The sequence below is a fragment of the Burkholderia sp. 4M9327F10 genome, from assembly GCF_005503145.1.
In the GTDB taxonomy this organism is placed as follows: Bacteria; Pseudomonadota; Gammaproteobacteria; order Burkholderiales; family Burkholderiaceae; genus Paraburkholderia.
Genome location: NZ_SCNV01000016.1, coordinates 128,029 through 143,976, shown reverse-complemented (window position 1 = coordinate 143,976; position 15,948 = coordinate 128,029). Strand labels below are relative to the sequence as shown.

Sequence of the window (15,948 nt, the reverse complement as noted above, 5' to 3'; positions counted from 1 at the left end):
CCCCCAATCCCCGCCCGAATCGCCGTCATCTTCGCCGGCGAATCCGACAGCACAGCGTCAATCCCAAGGCACGCCGCCGCGCGATAGTCATCGGCATTGTTCACGGCAATCGCCACGATACGCACGTCCGGTCGTTGCCTGAAACACGCCACCGTCGCCGGCGTCCACAACGTCGCGTTGACCTCCGAGCGCCCTTCCCCAAGCGTAAACTTCTCCACCACCGTCACCGTCCGGTGCAATTCAAACGCCGCCGACGCATGCTCAGCCGGTGCGTCGACACAGCCCTGCTGAAGCAGCACGCGCACCAACCGGGTGCGTGTCGCATCGCGCGATTCAAAGATTTTCGCCTGCGGATACGCGGCAAAGCTGCCTTGATATTCGGCCTCGGTCGAATAGAGCGTCACCCGTGACCACGCGTTTTCCTCGCTCAACACCCGCGCTACAGCCTGGGTTTGCGGTTCGGCGGGCAGTGCCTTCATGTCCAGAATGACTGGCATCGAAGCCGGAATAACCTGTAACGCTTCGCGTAGCGTAGGAATCCCAACGGGTCGGCTGCGATAGGGATAAGCGTCAGCCCCCTGAACATTGGCCTGGCGGAAACTCCACCCTGCATTGACCCGGGCAAGCTCGGCCGCCGTGCGTGCCGACACCGGCCCCTTCGCGTCGGTCAGCGCGGAAAGATCCGCCGGCCGGTACAGCACCGGCACGCCATCCTTGCTTAGTTGCACGGTCAACCACATTGCGTCGGCATGATGCGCAACCGCGAGGCGAATCGCCTCCAGCGTGTTCTCGGGGGCGTCGCCGGTGCCGCCGCGATGCGCGATGATCTGCGGCAGCGCCGTCGTGGAAACCTCCACAGGCGCCACGGAAGGTGCAGCGCAACCAGACAGCAACCCACTACAGAAAGCGAAGACTAAACCAGCGCAAATCGGGCGAGGCATCGGGACTCCTGAATAGAGTGGACGGGACCGGAACGAGTATCTTACGGTTCACAGGTCTCAAAACAAGGCAAGGCAAGCCAGTCCGATAGAAAAGCCGCCCTCCGCGGGCATGAAATCCCGCTCGACTAGGGCCTCTACCGGTTCGCTTCCGCTTGAATTTTGCCGCTGCTAGATTGCGGCTTCCGGCGCCGCAACATTCGGCTGCGGTCAGCGTAAAGAACTATGCGAAAACAGTGTGCTTCGACCCTAGACTGTCATCGAGTCACACTAAAATCGCGCCACCCTCAGGCTGTACGCCTGCCGACCAAGGAGACCATTAGATGAGTTGCACCCCGCTGTTCCGTAAGCTCGCCGTAGCGGCAGCTCTTGCCCTGGGCATCACCCAGGCCGCTCAGGCCGCGACGGAAATCCAGTTCTGGCATGCCATGGAAGCCGCCCTCGGCGACCATCTGAACGACATCGCCAACGACTTCAACGCCTCGCAAACCGACTACAAGATTGTCCCGGTCTACAAGGGTTCTTACGACCAGACGCTCGCAGCCGGTATCGCCGCCTATCGCAGCGGCAACGCGCCGGCAATCCTGCAGGTCTACGAAGTCGGCACGGCCACGATGATCCAGGCAAAGAAAGCCGTGATTCCGGTGTCCGAAGTCTTCAAGCAGGCCGGCGTGCCGCTCGACGAGAAGGCTTTCGTGCCGACCATCGCCAGCTATTACAGCGATTCCAAGTCCGATCAGCTCATCTCGATGCCGTTCAACAGCTCGACGCCGGTGCTGTATTACAACAAGGACGCGTTCAAGAAGGCGGGCCTGGACCCAAACCAGCCGCCGCGGACATGGGACGAACTGCGCAAGGACGCGCAAAAGCTGAAGGCCTCGGGGATGTCGTGCGGTTACTCGTCAGGCTGGCAGAGCTGGATTCAGCTTGAGAACTACAGCGCCTGGCACGGCCTGCCGTTTGCAACGGAAAACAACGGCTTCGACGGCGCAGACGCGGAACTCGAATTCAACAAGCCGCAGCAGATCGCGCACATCCAGTTCCTGGAAGACATGGCCAAGGAAGGCTCGTTCACCTACGTCGGCCGCAAGGACGAACCGGTGTCCAAGTTCTATAGCGGCGACTGCGGCATCATCACGAACTCCTCGGGCTCGCTTGCCAACATCAAGAAGTACGCCAAGTTCAACTTCGGCACCGGCATGATGCCCTACGACGCCAGCGTGAAGGGCGCGCCGCAGAACGCCATCATCGGCGGTGCAAGCCTGTGGGTGCTGTCCGGCAAGGATCCGGGCGTCTACAAGGGTGTGGCCAAATTCCTCGCCTACCTCGCCTCGCCGCAGGTTGCCGCCAAATGGCACCAGGATACCGGCTATCTGCCCATCACCACCGCGGCTTATCAGTTGACGCAGCAGCAGGGTTTCTACGAGAAGAACCCGGGCAGCGACACCGCCATCAAGCAGATGCTCAACAAGCCGCCGCTGCCTTTCACCAAGGGCCTGCGTCTGGGCAATATGCCGCAGATCCGCACGATCATCGACGAGGAACTCGAGCAGGTCTGGGCGGGCAAGAAGACGCCTAAGGATGCGCTCGACTCCGCCGTCGCGCGCGGCAACGAACTGCTGCGACGTTTCGAAAAAGCGGGTAGCTGACCAGTAGCGACTGGCTTCAGCATGTAGCCGGGCCAACGGCCCGGCGTTTTCTTTAGAGAACCTTATGGAAAAGCGATCGCGCTTCGGCACGGGCGTGCTGCCCTACCTGCTGGTCGGGCCGCAACTGGCGATCACGCTGGTGTTCTTTCTTTGGCCGGCTGGCGTGGCGCTATGGCAGTCCACGCAAAGCCAGGACGCGTTCGGCACGTCCACTGAATTTGTCGGACTCGCCAACTTCAAGCAGATCTTCACCGATCCGCTCTACCTGGCATCCTTCGAAACCACGCTGCTGTTTTGCGCGCTCGTGACGGTGAGCGGGCTCGTGATTTCGCTGCTGCTCGCCGTTTGCGCCGATCGCGTCACGCGCGGCGCAAAAGCGTATCAGACGCTGCTCATCTGGCCGTACGCGGTCGCCCCGGCGATTGCCGCGGTGCTATGGTCGTTTCTCTTCAATCCGAGCATCGGGATCGTGACGTACGCGCTCGCCAAGTTCGGCATCGTCTGGAATCACGCGCTCAACCCCGGCCAGGCGATGTTTCTCGTCGTGCTCGCCTCGGTCTGGAAGCAGGTCAGCTACAACTTCCTGTTTTTCTACGCCGGGCTGCAGGCCATTCCGCGCTCGCTGATCGAGGCGGCCGCCATCGACGGCGCCGGACCGGTGCGGCGCTTCTTCGGCATTGCGCTGCCGCTGCTGTCGCCGACGAGCTTCTTCCTGCTGACCATCAATCTGGTCTACGCGTTCTTCGACACCTTTCCGATCATTGACGCAGCCACCGGCGGCGGGCCCGCCCAGGCTACGCGCACGCTGATTTACCGGATCTTCGCCGAAGGCTTCCAGGGCCTCGACATCGGCAGTTCGGGCGCACAGTCGGTCGTGCTGATGGTGATCGTGGTGGCGCTGACCGTCGTGCAATTCCGTTTCATCGAGCGGAGGGTTCAATACTCATGATCGAGAATCGCCGTGGTTTCGACATGTTCTGCCACGCGGTGCTGATTATCGGCGTCGCGCTGGTGGTGTTTCCGGTGTACGTCGCGTTTTGCGCGGCCACCATGAGCGAGCACGAAGTCTTCACCGTGCCGCTGTCGCTCGTGCCGAGCACGCATCTGTTCGAGAACATCGCCAACGTCTGGGTGAACGGCAGCGGCAACTCGGCCAGCCCGTTCGGCCGCATGCTGCTGAACAGTCTCGTAATGGCGCTGGTGATTTCAATCGGCAAGATCGCCATTTCGATGATCTCCGCGTACGCCATCGTGTTCTTCCGCTTTCCGTTGCGCAATACGGCGTTCTGGCTGATCTTCGTCACGCTGATGCTGCCGGTCGAGGTGCGCATCTTCCCGACGGTGCAGGTCGTGTCCTCGATGCATCTGTCCAACACGTACGCCGGCCTGACCCTGCCGTTGATCGCTTCGGCCACCGCGACGTTCCTGTTCCGGCAGTTCTTCCTGACGCTTCCCGACGAGCTGATGGAGGCGGCACGCATCGACGGCGCGGGCGCGCTGCGATTCTTCTGGGACATTGTGTTGCCGCTGTCGAAAACCAATATGGCGGCGCTCTTCGTGATCACCTTCATCTACGGCTGGAACCAGTATCTGTGGCCGATCCTGATCACGAGCCAGCAATCGCTGACCACTGCGGTAGTGGGCATCAAGAGCATGATCGCGTCGGGCGATACCGCCACCGAATGGCATCTCGTGATGACCGCGACGCTGCTCGCCATGCTGCCGCCGCTCGCGGTCGTATTGACGATGCAACGCTGGTTCGTGCGTGGCCTCGTGGACTCCGAAAAGTAAGCCGATGAGGCCAGGTCTGGCCACGTCGTGAAACGGCTTGTGAGCCGCGCGCCGGCCTGGTTGACCAACGGGCAACTCAACCGGCTGATGAACTGAACAACCTCGCGGCGACGCGCAGCCTTCAAGGCAGGCGCGACCGCAGAAGCAAACAAAGGCGGATGGAATGGCTGCATTGACGCTAAAGGGTGTAAAGAAATCCTACGACAGCAAACAGTTCGTGCTGCATGGCATCGACGTGGACGTTGCCGACGGCGAATTCGTCGTGATGGTCGGTCCGTCGGGCTGCGGCAAATCGACCTTGCTGCGCATGGTGGCAGGCCTCGAGAGCATCTCCGAAGGCACGATCTCGATTGGCGGCACGGTGGTCAACCGGCTCGAGCCGAAGGACCGCAACATCGCGATGGTGTTCCAGAACTACGCGCTTTATCCGCACATGAGCGTGGCGGAAAACATGGGGTACGCGCTGAAGATCAGCGGCGTTGAACGTGCGGAAATCGACCGGCGCGTGCAGGGCGCCGCGCAGATTCTCGAACTCCAGGCGCTGCTCGAACGCAAGCCGCGCGAGCTGTCGGGCGGCCAGCGGCAACGGGTGGCAATGGGCCGCGCGATCGTTCGCGAGCCTGCGGTATTTCTGTTCGACGAACCGTTGTCGAATCTCGACGCCCGGCTGCGGGTGCAGATGCGCCTCGAAATCCAGCGCCTGCACGCCCGTCTGGCGACGACGAGCCTCTATGTCACGCACGACCAGATCGAAGCCATGACGCTCGCCACGCGTGTGATCGTGATGAACCGCGGCCACGCGGAACAGATCGGTGCGCCCACCGAGGTCTACGAGCGACCGGCGACGGTGTTCGTCGCCAGCTTCATCGGCTCGCCGGGTATGAATCTGCTGGACGGCCGCGTGTCGGACGACGGCGCCAGCTTTGAGGTAGCCGGTAACGGTCCGAAGCTGCCGCTCGCAGGCGTGCCGTGCATCGGCCGCGAGGTGGCGGCCGGGCGCGAATGGACGCTCGGCATCCGGCCGGAGCATATGACGCCCGAGTTGCCGGATGCGGCGCAGGCGACCCTGACAGTCGACTCCTGCGAACTGCTCGGCGCCGACAACCTTGTGCACGGGCGCTGGGGCAAGCACGACGTGACGGCGCGACTGCCGCATGCGCACCGGCCCGCGAACGGCGAGGCGCTGCAAGTCGCTTTCCCCGCGCAGCATCTGCATTTCTTCGACCCGGCAAGCGGCAAGCGGGCGAACTGACCGGTTGCGTGTGCGGTGAGGCGCCCACCGCACACGCGCCATCCTCAGCGCCCGCACACCTTAAACCCGCGGCGCCACCTCGCATCATCCCATCCGACTCCCCCGCCGCGCCGCGAAGTACAATGACACCTCTCGCGCCACGCGCGGCTCCCCGTCGAACGCTGACAGCGCCTTGACGCCACGCCCGCACCGGCCGGAAACCGGCGACACCGAATTCCCATCCACCCCGCGACCGCCCGCCCCCAGTGCGGCCGGCGGCGTCAACATCCTACTGCAAGCAAAATGGCCCAATACGTCTTCACCATGAACCGGGTCGGCAAGATCGTGCCGCCCAAGCGTCAAATCCTGAAAGACATTTCCCTGTCATTCTTCCCCGGTGCGAAGATCGGTCTGCTCGGCCTGAACGGTTCCGGCAAGTCGACGCTGATCCGTATCATGGCGGGCGTCGACAAGGACATCGAAGGCGAAGCCACGCCAATGCCGAACCTGAACATCGGCTACCTGCCGCAGGAGCCGCAGCTCGATCCGCAAAAGACGGTGCGCGAAGCGGTCGAAGAAGGTCTTGGCGAAGTGTTCGGCGCGCAGAAGAAGCTCGACGAGATTTACGCCGCCTACGCGGAGCCGGACGCCGACTTCGACGCGCTCGCCGCCGAGCAGGCCAAGTACGAAGCGATCCTCGCTACCGCCGACGGCAGCGCCGAGCAGCAGATTGAAATCGCCGCGGACGCCCTGCGCCTGCCGGCATGGGACGCGAAGATCGAGCATCTGTCGGGCGGCGAAAAGCGCCGTGTCGCGCTGTGCAAGCTGCTGCTCGAAAAGCCGGACATGCTGCTGCTCGACGAACCGACCAACCACCTGGACGCCGAATCGGTGGACTGGCTGGAACAGTTCCTCACGCGCTTCCCGGGCACTGTCGTTGCCGTGACCCACGACCGCTACTTCCTCGATAACGCCGCTGAATGGATTCTCGAACTCGACCGCGGCCACGGCATCCCCTGGAAGGGCAACTACAGCAGTTGGCTCGACCAGAAGGAAGAGCGCCTGAAGCAGGAAGAAGCGTCGGAATCGGCACGCCAGAAGGCAATCAAAAAGGAACTGGAGTGGGTGCGCCAGAACCCGAAGGGCCGTCAGGCCAAGTCGAAGGCGCGTATTGCCCGCTTCGAGGAGCTGAACAGCCAGGACTACCAGAAGCGCAACGAAACCTCGGAAATCTTCATTCCGGTCGGCGACCGCCTCGGCAATGAAGTCATCGAGTTCAAGAACGTCTCGAAGGCCTACGGCGATCGTCTGCTGCTCGACAACGCCAGCTTCAAGATTCCCGCTGGCGCGATCGTCGGCATCATCGGGCCGAACGGCGCCGGCAAGTCGACGCTGTTCCGCATGCTGACCGGCAAGGAACAGCCGGATTCGGGCGAGATCGTGCAAGGGCCGACGGTCAAGCTCGCGTACGTCGATCAAAGCCGCGACGCGCTCGACGGCTCGAAGACGGTGTTCGAAGAGATTTCCGGCGGCGCGGACGTGCTGACAGTCGGCAAGTATGAAACGCCGTCGCGGGCGTACATCGGCCGCTTCAACTTCAAGGGCGGCGACCAGCAGAAGATCGTTTCGAACCTCTCGGGTGGCGAGCGCGGCCGTCTGCATCTGGCCAAGACGCTGATCGCGGGCGGCAACGTATTGCTGCTGGACGAACCGTCGAACGACCTCGACGTCGAAACGCTGCGCGCCCTCGAAGACGCGCTGCTCGAATTCGCTGGCTCGGTGATGGTGATCTCGCACGATCGCTGGTTCCTCGACCGTATCGCGACGCACATCATCGCGTTCGAAGGCGATTCGCAAGTGACGTTCTTCGACGGCAACTACCAGGAATACGAAGCGGACAAACGTAACCGCCTCGGTGAAGAAGCGGCCCGGCCGAAGCGTCTGCGCTACAAGCCGATCACGCGTTAAACCCGCTTGCTGGATAGGCCGCGCCGCTGAGGGCGCGGCTCACGCGCGGCAGGCGGCTGCGCGGCACGCGGTTTGCTCCGCTACCAACGGCCAGCCGCGCCTCGCGCGGCCACGAGGAGAGCAAGCATGGCGATGTCGACTGGAAGACGCGTGGCCATTGCCGTCGCCGGCATTGTGCTGGTGCTGGTCGTTGTCGCCCTCGGTGGTCTTTACTTCGCGCAATACGAAGTCAAACAGCGAGTGATCGCCGCGCTGGGCCCCCTGGGCAGCGCAGAGAGCATCGACGTCGGCTTCTCCTCCCTGCGCCTCACCAACGTCCGTCTCAAAGCACCGCCTGGCTGGCCGGCCCCCGACTCACTACGCGCCGATCACATCACCATCGTCCCCGACATCCGCGACCTGCTCCACAAACGTATGCATATCCGCTCGGTCGTGGTGAGCGGCTTCGAGCTTTCCGTCGTGCGCCGCGCAGATGGCACCTTGAATCTGCTGCCCAATCTCAGGGAATCGCTGAACCAGCCGAACCCCGGCGCGAATGCCGGTGAGCCGCCGCTGCCGCAAGAAAAGCGCATCGATCACATCGCCTTCGAGCAAGGCACGTTCGAGTTCTACGATTTCACCGTCAGCAAACCGGCGTACAAGGTGGCCATCACGCAGGCCAGCGGAAGCGTCGAGAACCTGCATTTGCCTGCCCTCACCGACCCGACGAGCGTCACCGCCAACGGCTCGATCGTCGGTCCGGCGCATACCGGCACGGTCGCCTTCGGCGGCTGGATCAAGGTTGCCAGCAAAGACTCGCAGACCACCAGTACGCTGCATGGCGTCGACGTTGTCATGCTCGATCCCTATCTGCTCAAGAAGGCGGGTGCCAAGGCGCAGATTACGGGCGGCACGGTCGACCTCACAGTCGAATCGACCGTGCGCGACTATCACCTGCACGCGCCGGGCACCGTGACCCTGCATCACCTGAAACTTGCCGATACCGGCAACCCGCTCGACACCTTCCTGTCGATTCCAACCAAGGCAGCCGTTGCAGCGCTGAAGACGCGCAACGGCGACATCACGGTGCACTTCGTCCTGGACGGCAATTTACGCGACCCTAAATTCTCAGTGAACGAGAACCTGCTGAACAAGCTCGGGACCGGCTTCGCGGACGCCATGGGCGTGAGCGTCGAAGGCGTGGCAAAAGGCGCGGGAGAAACGGTGAAGGGTCTCGGCAACGCGCTGAAGAATCTGCTCGGGCAATAAGGCTGCACGGCGGGTCATCACGGCTTGACACGTTGCGGGGAAAGTTCGAGGATTTGTCCATAATGTGATTTAAAAATCCATATTGTGGACAAATCAGGAGACACTATGCCAGCCCCGTCCGCCACTGCCGCCGACGCGATGACGCCGTATCAGCTTCCCAACCCGCCTGAGGCGTTGCGCGAGATCGTCGTCGAATCGGCGATTCCTCAGGACGAGCGCCTGTGGGTGCCGCAAGCCGAGAATGTCTGGTTCCGGCCACTCTGCCTGAACGTCTCCACCGGCTACTGGATGAATCTGCTGCGCGTGCGCAAATCGGGCGTGCTGAGCCGTCACCGGCACCCGGCCGCCGTGCACGGCATGGTGCTCAAAGGCAAATGGCGCTACCTCGAACACGACTGGATCGCGACAGAAGGCAGCTACGTCTTCGAACCGCCGGGCGAAACGCATACGCTCTACGTCCCGGAAGACGTGGAAGAAATGATCACCTACTTCCAGGTGAACGGGGTGATGTACTACTGCGATCCATACGGCAATTTCACGGGCTACGAGGACGTCTTCACCAAGCTGGAGATGTGCCGCGCTCATTTCGAGAAAGTCGGGCTCGGTGCGAGTTATGTGGACCAGTTCGTGAGGTGAGCCTTCGCAGCATTCCATCCATAGACTCATAAGAGCATCGGAGGAGACAAACCATGCAGGCAAAAACACCGCGCTTACGGCGCATCCAATGGGTCGCGCTGGCGTTCCTGACGCTCGCCGGCATCGTCAATTATCTCGATCGCAGCACACTGTCGATCGCGAATCATTCGGTGAGCGGCGAACTGGGACTCAGCGCGTCACAGATGGGTCTGCTGCTGTCCGCGTTCTCGTTTTCGTATGCGTTCTCGCAATTGCCAATGGGCGCGCTGCTCGACCGCTTTGGTGCGCGGCTGATGCTGGGGCTCGGCATGTTCGTCTGGTCGGTGGCGCAACTGTTTGGCGGCTTCGTGCAGAACCTGCAGCAGTTCCTGGTGGCGCGGATCTGCCTCGGCATTGGCGAAGCGCCGCAGTTTCCGGCAGGCGCGAAAGTGGTCAGCGAATGGTATTCGCTGCGAGAGCGCGGTCGGCCGACCGGCATTTTCACCACTTCGTCGACCATCGGCCCCGCCCTCGCGCCACCTATTCTCACCGGCCTGCTGCTGGCGTTCGGCTGGCGCTGGATGTTCATCGTGATGGGCGTGATGGGCATTGCGGTGTCGATCGGCTGGTACCTCGTGTATCGCAACCGGCGCGAAGTCGCGCTCGAAGCGGATGAAATCACCCATCTGACCGAGGAGGAACCGCATACGCGCGCCGAGCGCCGCATGACGGCGGCCGAATGGCGCGGCCTGTTCACCGCACGCACCACGTGGGGCATGATCTTCGGCTTCATGGGCGTGATCTACATGGTCTGGCTGTATCTGACCTGGCTGCCTGCCTACCTCGAGCACGAACGGCATCTGTCGATTGCGAAGACCGGCTGGATCGTCTCGATCCCCTATCTGTTTGGCACGCTGGGCATGCTGTCGAGCGGCTTTGTCGCCGATGGACTGATGGCGCGCGGCGTCGCACCGATCCGCAGCCGCAAGTGGCCAATCTGCACGGGCCTGATTTTCGCGGCCGTGTTCACGGTGCCTGCGGCCTACACGCCGAACACCGCGCTCGCCATTGTCTACCTGTCGCTGGCGATGTACTTCATCAACATGGCCAGCGGCGGTGCATGGGCGCTCGTCAGCGTCGCCGCGCCGCGGCACCTGGTGGCATCGCTCGGCAGTATCCAGAACTTCGGTGGCTACTTCGGCGGTTCGTTCGCGCCATTCATCACGGGCGTAGTCGTCGATCAAACCCACTCGTTCGTCGACGCTTTCCTGATCAGCGCGGGTGTCTCGTTCGCCGCGGCGCTCGTCTATATGTTCGTGGTGCGCGCACCGATCGCCGAGCGCACCGAAACCGCCGCGGCCGCGACGCTGGCCTGAGCGGCGCCCCGGCTCTTTCACTCACACGCTTTGAGATTCGCCATGACGTTTCAGCAAGATCTTTTCAAAGGCAAAACCGCTATGGTGACCGGCGGCACACAGGGCATCGGCGCGGGGATCGCACGCCAGCTCGCCGCGCTTGGGGCTCGGGTGATCGCAGCCGGTCTCGCTCCAACCGACGCGCAACGCGAGGCGCTCGGAGCGGACATCGAAGTGGCTGCGCTCGACGTCAGTTCGAACCCGGAGATAACCGCGCTGTTTGCGCCGCTCAGCTCGCTCGACATACTGGTGAATTGCGCAGGGATGATCCGCCGCGCCGCCGAACATGAGATCGAGGTATTCGAACAGGTGATCGATGTGAACCTCACCGGGACGATGCGCACCTGTTCAGCGGCGCGCGCTCTGCTGATGAAAAGCCGCGGCGTCATCGTCAATACGGCGTCGATGCTGAGCTTTTTCGGCGGTGGGCTAGTGCCGGCCTACAGTGCGAGCAAGGGGGGCGTCGCGCAATTGACGAAGTCTCTCGCGCTGGCGTACGCCCAGGATGGGATCCGCGTAAACGCCGTCGCGCCCGGCTGGATTGCAACGCCGCTCACGCAGGCGCTGCAGGACGATGACGGCCGCTCGCGGGCAATTCTGGAGCGCACGCCACTTGGCCGCTGGGGAGAACCGGAGGACGTTGCGCAAGCGGTGGTGTTTCTCTGCTCGCCGGCGGCCGCGTTTATCACCGGCACAATCGTCCCCGTGGACGGCGGGTATCTGGCGGCATGAACGACCCAATCGCCACACTCGACGCGGCCCGCGCCACTGGCACCGCTGCCTTCTCGAAGTTCATGGCGGTGCTGCAGCGGATCGCCGATGCCAGCGAACCGCTGAGCGTCGCGCAACTCGCGGCCCAGACCGGCTACCCGCGGCCGACGGTCTACCGGATCGTCGGTGCGCTGATCGCGGAAGGGCTCGCGATCGAGAGTCTGCGCGGCGGCACCTTCGAGCTCGGGCCGCGCCTGATGTCGCTGGCGAGCCGGAGCTGGGAGCGCTCGGACCTGCGGGTCGCCGCCATCGATGCATTGCAGACCTTGCGCGACGCCACTCAGGAAACCGTGCACCTCGCGGTGCGTAGCGGCACGGAAATGGTCTATATCGAGAAGCTGGAGAGTCCGCATGCGGTACGGATGGCCTCGCGGATCGGCACGCGTGTCACGCTCTACTCGAGTTCGGTAGGCAAGGCGTATCTGGCATCGCTCGATACCCGCGCACGCGACAGTCTGCTGCAAGGACTGACGTTCCAGCGTTTCACCAGCAACACGATTGTCGAGCCCAGCGCGCTCGCCGCCGAACTGGAAGCGACTCGCGAGCGCGGCCATGCGGAAGATCGGGAAGAAAACGAAGCGCAGATTTTCTGCTACGGCTGCGCGATCCGCGGCCCGGACGGCCAGCCGGTGGCATGCATCAGCGTGAGCATCCCGCTGTTTCGCAAGAGCGCGACACCGCTCGAAACCTACGTCGCGCCGTTGCGCGCCGCATGCCAGGCGGTTGCCGAGCGGCTGGCACCGGTGTCGCGCGGCACTGTCTGAATCAGGCCGACCAGGACTTGCGAACGGCGCGAAGTCAGACCGGCAGCCCCAGTTCGCGCAGCCTCGCTTCGGTATGCGCCGCGGATGTGTGGTGCACGCCGTGCCAGCCCAGCGCGCTCGCGGCCTGGGCATTCTTGAGGTTATCGTCGATAAAGACGAGTTCGTGCGCTTCGATGCCCGGCAGTTGCACCTCGATACGCCGCCGCATTTCGGCGAAGATCGCCGGGTCAGGCTTCACCAGCTTGACGCGCCCCGACACCACGATATCGCGAAAGCGCCGCAGCACCGGGAAGTGTTCCCACGCATACGGAAACGTCTCATCCGACCAGTTCGTGAGACCGAACAGCGGCACGCCCGCCGCATCGAGCTTGTCGAGCGTGGCCACACCATCTTCGAGCACACCGGCGACCATCTCGTGCCAGCGCTCATAGAACGCGCGGATCAGCGCCTCATGATCGGGAAACTTCGCAACCAGTTCGGCCGTGCCGTCGGCGATCGTCTGACCGCCGTCCTGGCGGATCACCCAGTCCATCGAGCAGACATGCGTCAGAAACCAGCGGCGCTCGGTTTCGTCGGGGATCAGTTGGCGAAACAGATATTCAGGACTCCAGTCGATCAGCACGCCGCCGAAATCGAACACCACGGCCTTGATGCTCATGCGAACTCCGTCGCGAGAATGTCGGCGAGCGGACGCACTGAGACCCGGTTGCCCGACATGGAGGAATGCTCCCACACGCGGTTGTGATGCGCGACGATCTGCTCGGGCGAAAGATCCGAGGTTTGCTGGGTGGTGTGGAGATCGGAGACGACCGTGGTCCGATAGCCTAGCAAAGCAGCCCGGCGAGCGCCCGTGTCGACGCAAAATTCGGTCGCGTAACCACAGATCAGAAGGCGGTCGATGCCGAGCCGGTCAAAATGCGCCTTCAGCGGCGTTTCGTGAAACGAGTCGCCGACCGATTTGCGCACGAGGATATCTTGGCCAGTGCGCACGAGCGACGCGGGAAGTTGCCAACCCGCGCTGCCGTACACGATCTCCGGGTCGTCTGCTTCATCGTGCTGGACGATGAACACCGGAGCACCTGCCGCCCGCGCCGCCGCGGTCAGGCGGTTAATGCCGTCGATCACCTCGGCGCCCCGATACGAGGCGTTTGGGCCGGAGAAAAAGGCCTGCTGCACATCGATCACCACTACCGCAATACCCGCCATACGCCGCGCTCCTCAATTGCTGATCGCAGCACAGGCGCCTTCGGAACCCCGCCGCTGCGGTTACTCACTCACCACTACTGCCTCAAACAGGCTGTGTCCGCGTCTCCAGCCACGCCTTCGCCTCACCCGACACATGCGGCGCAATCCGTGCGCGCACCATCTCGTGGTACGCGTTCAACCACGCGCGCTCGTCTTCGCGCAGCAGCGACAGGTCAAAGCAGCGCGTATCGATCGGGCACAGCGTCAGCGTCTCGAACTGGAGGAAATCGCCAAACTCGGTCTTCTGCGCCGGACGGTTCAACACCAGATTCTCGATCCGCACGCCCCACTTGCCCGGCCGGTAGATGCCCGGCTCGACCGAGGTGATCATGCCTTCTTCCATCGCCGTCCACGGTTCAGCCGGCGCATAGTGCGAAATGATCTGCGGGCCCTCGTGCACGTTCAGGAAATAGCCGACGCCGTGGCCTGTGCCGTGACCGTAATCGGCTCCGGCTTCCCAGATCGGCGCGCGCGCGATCGAATCGAGCATCGGCGAGCGGATGCCGCGCGGAAACTTCGCCCGCGAGAGCGCCATCATGCCCTTCAACACCACCGTGCAATCGCGCCGCTGCGCCTCGCTCAGCGTGCCGATCGGCAACACGCGCGTGATGTCCGTCGTGCCGGTCAGATACTGCGCGCCCGAGTCGATCAGCAGCAGCCCGTTGCCCTCGATGATCGAATGCGCCGCAGGCGTCGCCCGGTAGTGCGGCATCGCACCGTTGGCGTTGTAGCCGGCAATAGTCGCAAAGCTCAGCGAAATGTAGTCGGGCCGCCGAGCGCGGGCAGCCGTCAAGCGCTCGTCGACGGTCAGCTCCGTGATCGTCTCACGGCCAAGCGCGCCTTCGAACCACGCGAAAAATTCAGCGAGCGCCGCACCGTCCTGCTCCATCGTCGCCCGCACGTGCTCCGCGTCCGCCTCGGTCTTGCGCGACTTGAGGAAGGTCGACGGATTCACTGCTTCGACGATCTTCACCGTCGACGGCACCGATTGCAGCAACCCGAACGTAATCCGGCGCGGATCGATCAGCAGCGTTGCACCACCCGGCAGCGCGGCGAGCGCGTCGGCCGCTTTGCCATACGACTCGACGTGGATGCCGTCACGCGCGAGCGCTTCGAGCACCGACTGCGGCACCTTGCCGTCGGCCACGAAGAGCGAGACGCGCTCGAGCCCAATCAGCGCGTGCGCGACGAACACCGGGTTGTAGCTGACATCGGCGCCGCGCAGATTCAGCAGCCAGGCGAGATCGTCGAGCGTCGAGATGAAGTGCCATTGCGCGCCCTTCTCCTGCATCGCGCGGCGGATCTGACCAAGCTTGTCGGTACGTGCCACCGTTGCGTGCGGCGCGATATGTTCGAACACCGTTTCAGTAGGCAGCGACGGCCGCTGAGGCCAGATCGAATCGAACAGATCGAGGTCGGTACGCAGCTTGACCCCGTGAGCGCTCAACGCCTGGGTCAGCGAGCGGGCGGCCGCGAGTCCCAGCACCGCACCGTCGACACCGACGGTGCCGCCGGCGGCCACGTTCTGCGCCATCCAGTCGAAATGCGGCTGCGACTGCTGGCCTCCCATCATTTTCATCAGCTGGACGCCGGTGCCGGCCAGTTGCGCATCGGCCTGCTCCCAGTAACGGCTATCGGTCCATAGACCGGCAAAACCGTCCGTGACAACCAGTGTGCCGGCCGAGCCGGTAAAGCCGGACAACCATTGGCGCCCTTGCCAGCGCCCGGGCAGGTATTCGGAGAGATGCGGATCGGCGGAGGGAACCAGATAGGCCGCGAGGCCTTCGCGCTTCATTGCGCCGCGCAGGTGAGCGATACGCTCAGGAATAGAAGAGGTCTCAGGAAGTCGGGCATTCATCGGATTCACCTGCAAATGTTCAGCGACGGGAAAACAAGCCGACCGTCACGGCAACGGCAATCAACGCAACAGCCGTACATACCGGCCATTCGAGCGTATCACCATCATGGAAGAGACCAGTCACATTACCGGCCATGCGGGCGACCACCGCGCCCAGCACACCGGCCAGCAAGGCCACCCAGAACCGTGCGCGGCTTGCACGCCGCAGCGGATGCAACCACCAGCCCGCGAGGCCGATGACCGCACCCAGCAACACGATACCGGGCCATCCCATCAGTAGGGGACCTCACTCACTTTCGGACTCTTCTCATAGGCGTAAAGCGTTCGGGCAGCTAGCATTTTTGTCTCGTTAACTATAAAGGTCAGCACGGCGCTTTCCGCGTAGCGGTTGAGTTTAGGGGCCGGGGTCACATTTAGGCAAGCCGTAAGGTTTGCCGCCCGCGCCCGCCACGCTG

At 63.3% G+C, this 15,948-nt stretch carries 15 protein-coding genes; 10 read left to right on the top strand and 5 right to left on the bottom strand.

Going from position 1 to position 15,948, the window contains the following annotated elements; all coding sequences use genetic code 11:
- Window positions 1–857: glycerophosphodiester phosphodiesterase family protein (locus FFS45_RS17305; protein ID WP_249362819.1), on the bottom strand; the 857-nt coding region annotated here is incomplete at its 3' end.
- Between the two features lie 404 nt (window positions 858–1,261).
- Here FFS45_RS17305 and ugpB point away from each other — a divergent pair.
- The 10 genes from ugpB to FFS45_RS17255 all read left to right on the top strand — a co-directional run bounded on the left by ugpB (window position 1,262) and on the right by FFS45_RS17255 (window position 12,390).
- Window positions 1,262–2,587, top strand: coding sequence for a sn-glycerol-3-phosphate ABC transporter substrate-binding protein UgpB (ugpB, locus tag FFS45_RS17300; RefSeq protein ID WP_137955845.1), 1,326 nt, complete (start codon window positions 1,262–1,264; stop codon window positions 2,585–2,587).
- A gap of 64 nt (window positions 2,588–2,651) precedes the next feature.
- Window positions 2,652–3,536 carry a sn-glycerol-3-phosphate ABC transporter permease UgpA gene (gene ugpA / locus FFS45_RS17295; RefSeq protein ID WP_137955844.1) on the top strand — a complete coding sequence of 295 codons (885 nt, stop codon included), beginning with the start codon at window positions 2,652–2,654 and terminating at the stop codon, window positions 3,534–3,536.
- Window positions 3,533–4,378: a sn-glycerol-3-phosphate ABC transporter permease UgpE gene (ugpE, locus tag FFS45_RS17290; RefSeq protein WP_137955843.1), complete on the top strand. Its 846-nt coding sequence runs from the start codon at window positions 3,533–3,535 to the stop codon at window positions 4,376–4,378. The genes ugpA and ugpE overlap by 4 nt, the downstream gene beginning before the upstream one ends.
- Window positions 4,379–4,541: 163 nt before the next feature.
- Window positions 4,542–5,630 (top strand): sn-glycerol-3-phosphate import ATP-binding protein UgpC, encoded by a 1,089-nt coding sequence (locus FFS45_RS17285; protein WP_137955842.1) that lies wholly within the window; start codon window positions 4,542–4,544, stop codon window positions 5,628–5,630.
- 282 nt (window positions 5,631–5,912) lie between these two features.
- A complete protein-coding gene (gene ettA / locus FFS45_RS17280) occupies window positions 5,913–7,577 on the top strand; it encodes an energy-dependent translational throttle protein EttA (protein ID WP_137955841.1) in 1,665 nt (554 codons plus the stop codon).
- 126 nt (window positions 7,578–7,703) lie between these two features.
- Window positions 7,704–8,825 carry a DUF748 domain-containing protein gene (locus FFS45_RS17275; RefSeq protein ID WP_137955840.1) on the top strand — a complete coding sequence of 374 codons (1,122 nt, stop codon included), beginning with the start codon at window positions 7,704–7,706 and terminating at the stop codon, window positions 8,823–8,825.
- Between the two features lie 105 nt (window positions 8,826–8,930).
- Window positions 8,931–9,461, top strand: coding sequence for a 2,4'-dihydroxyacetophenone dioxygenase family protein (locus FFS45_RS17270; RefSeq protein ID WP_137955839.1), 531 nt, complete (start codon window positions 8,931–8,933; stop codon window positions 9,459–9,461).
- Window positions 9,462–9,514: 53 nt separating this feature from the next.
- Complete coding sequence (locus tag FFS45_RS17265; protein WP_137955838.1) at window positions 9,515–10,816, top strand: MFS transporter; 1,302 nt, start codon at window positions 9,515–9,517, stop codon at window positions 10,814–10,816.
- A gap of 42 nt (window positions 10,817–10,858) precedes the next feature.
- Window positions 10,859–11,587 carry an SDR family oxidoreductase gene (locus FFS45_RS17260; RefSeq protein WP_137955837.1) on the top strand — a complete coding sequence of 243 codons (729 nt, stop codon included), beginning with the start codon at window positions 10,859–10,861 and terminating at the stop codon, window positions 11,585–11,587.
- The gene (locus FFS45_RS17255) at window positions 11,584–12,390 is read left to right on the top strand and encodes an IclR family transcriptional regulator (RefSeq protein ID WP_137955836.1); all 807 of its coding nucleotides are present in this window, start codon (window positions 11,584–11,586) and stop codon (window positions 12,388–12,390) included. The genes FFS45_RS17260 and FFS45_RS17255 overlap by 4 nt, the downstream gene beginning before the upstream one ends.
- 34 nt (window positions 12,391–12,424) lie before the next feature.
- Here the strand turns inward: FFS45_RS17255 and FFS45_RS17250 are convergent, their stop codons facing one another.
- The 4 genes from FFS45_RS17250 to FFS45_RS17235 form a co-directional block, all read right to left on the bottom strand.
- Entirely contained in the window at window positions 12,425–13,048 is a 624-nt protein-coding gene (locus FFS45_RS17250; protein ID WP_137955835.1) for an HAD family phosphatase, read from the bottom strand.
- On the bottom strand, window positions 13,045–13,596 hold the full coding sequence (locus tag FFS45_RS17245) for an isochorismatase family protein (RefSeq protein WP_137955834.1): 552 nt from the start codon (window positions 13,594–13,596) through the stop codon (window positions 13,045–13,047). Before FFS45_RS17245 ends, FFS45_RS17250 begins: the two co-directional genes overlap by 4 nt.
- Before the next feature lie 82 nt (window positions 13,597–13,678).
- A complete protein-coding gene (locus FFS45_RS17240; RefSeq protein ID WP_137955833.1) occupies window positions 13,679–15,493 on the bottom strand; it encodes an aminopeptidase P family protein in 1,815 nt (604 codons plus the stop codon).
- Window positions 15,494–15,512: 19 nt separating this feature from the next.
- On the bottom strand, window positions 15,513–15,767 hold the full coding sequence (locus tag FFS45_RS17235; RefSeq protein ID WP_137955832.1) for a hypothetical protein: 255 nt from the start codon (window positions 15,765–15,767) through the stop codon (window positions 15,513–15,515).
- Window positions 15,768–15,948 lie beyond the last annotated feature (181 nt).

Excerpts from the sequence above, each read along its gene's own strand:
- ugpB (WP_137955845.1), top strand. The coding sequence starts at position 1,262 with ATGAGTTGCACCCCGCTGTTCCGTAAGCTCGCCGTAGCGGCAGCTCTT.
- ugpA (WP_137955844.1), top strand. The coding sequence starts at position 2,652 with ATGGAAAAGCGATCGCGCTTCGGCACGGGCGTGCTGCCCTACCTGCTG.
- ugpE (WP_137955843.1), top strand. The coding sequence starts at position 3,533 with ATGATCGAGAATCGCCGTGGTTTCGACATGTTCTGCCACGCGGTGCTG.
- FFS45_RS17285 (WP_137955842.1), top strand. The coding sequence starts at position 4,542 with ATGGCTGCATTGACGCTAAAGGGTGTAAAGAAATCCTACGACAGCAAA.
- ettA (WP_137955841.1), top strand. The coding sequence starts at position 5,913 with ATGGCCCAATACGTCTTCACCATGAACCGGGTCGGCAAGATCGTGCCG.
- FFS45_RS17275 (WP_137955840.1), top strand. The coding sequence starts at position 7,704 with ATGGCGATGTCGACTGGAAGACGCGTGGCCATTGCCGTCGCCGGCATT.
- FFS45_RS17270 (WP_137955839.1), top strand. The coding sequence starts at position 8,931 with ATGCCAGCCCCGTCCGCCACTGCCGCCGACGCGATGACGCCGTATCAG.
- FFS45_RS17265 (WP_137955838.1), top strand. The coding sequence starts at position 9,515 with ATGCAGGCAAAAACACCGCGCTTACGGCGCATCCAATGGGTCGCGCTG.
- FFS45_RS17260 (WP_137955837.1), top strand. The coding sequence starts at position 10,859 with ATGACGTTTCAGCAAGATCTTTTCAAAGGCAAAACCGCTATGGTGACC.
- FFS45_RS17255 (WP_137955836.1), top strand. The coding sequence starts at position 11,584 with ATGAACGACCCAATCGCCACACTCGACGCGGCCCGCGCCACTGGCACC.
- FFS45_RS17250 (WP_137955835.1), bottom strand. The coding sequence starts at position 13,048 with ATGAGCATCAAGGCCGTGGTGTTCGATTTCGGCGGCGTGCTGATCGAC.
- FFS45_RS17245 (WP_137955834.1), bottom strand. The coding sequence starts at position 13,596 with ATGGCGGGTATTGCGGTAGTGGTGATCGATGTGCAGCAGGCCTTTTTC.
- FFS45_RS17240 (WP_137955833.1), bottom strand. The coding sequence starts at position 15,493 with ATGAATGCCCGACTTCCTGAGACCTCTTCTATTCCTGAGCGTATCGCT.
- FFS45_RS17235 (WP_137955832.1), bottom strand. The coding sequence starts at position 15,767 with ATGGGATGGCCCGGTATCGTGTTGCTGGGTGCGGTCATCGGCCTCGCG.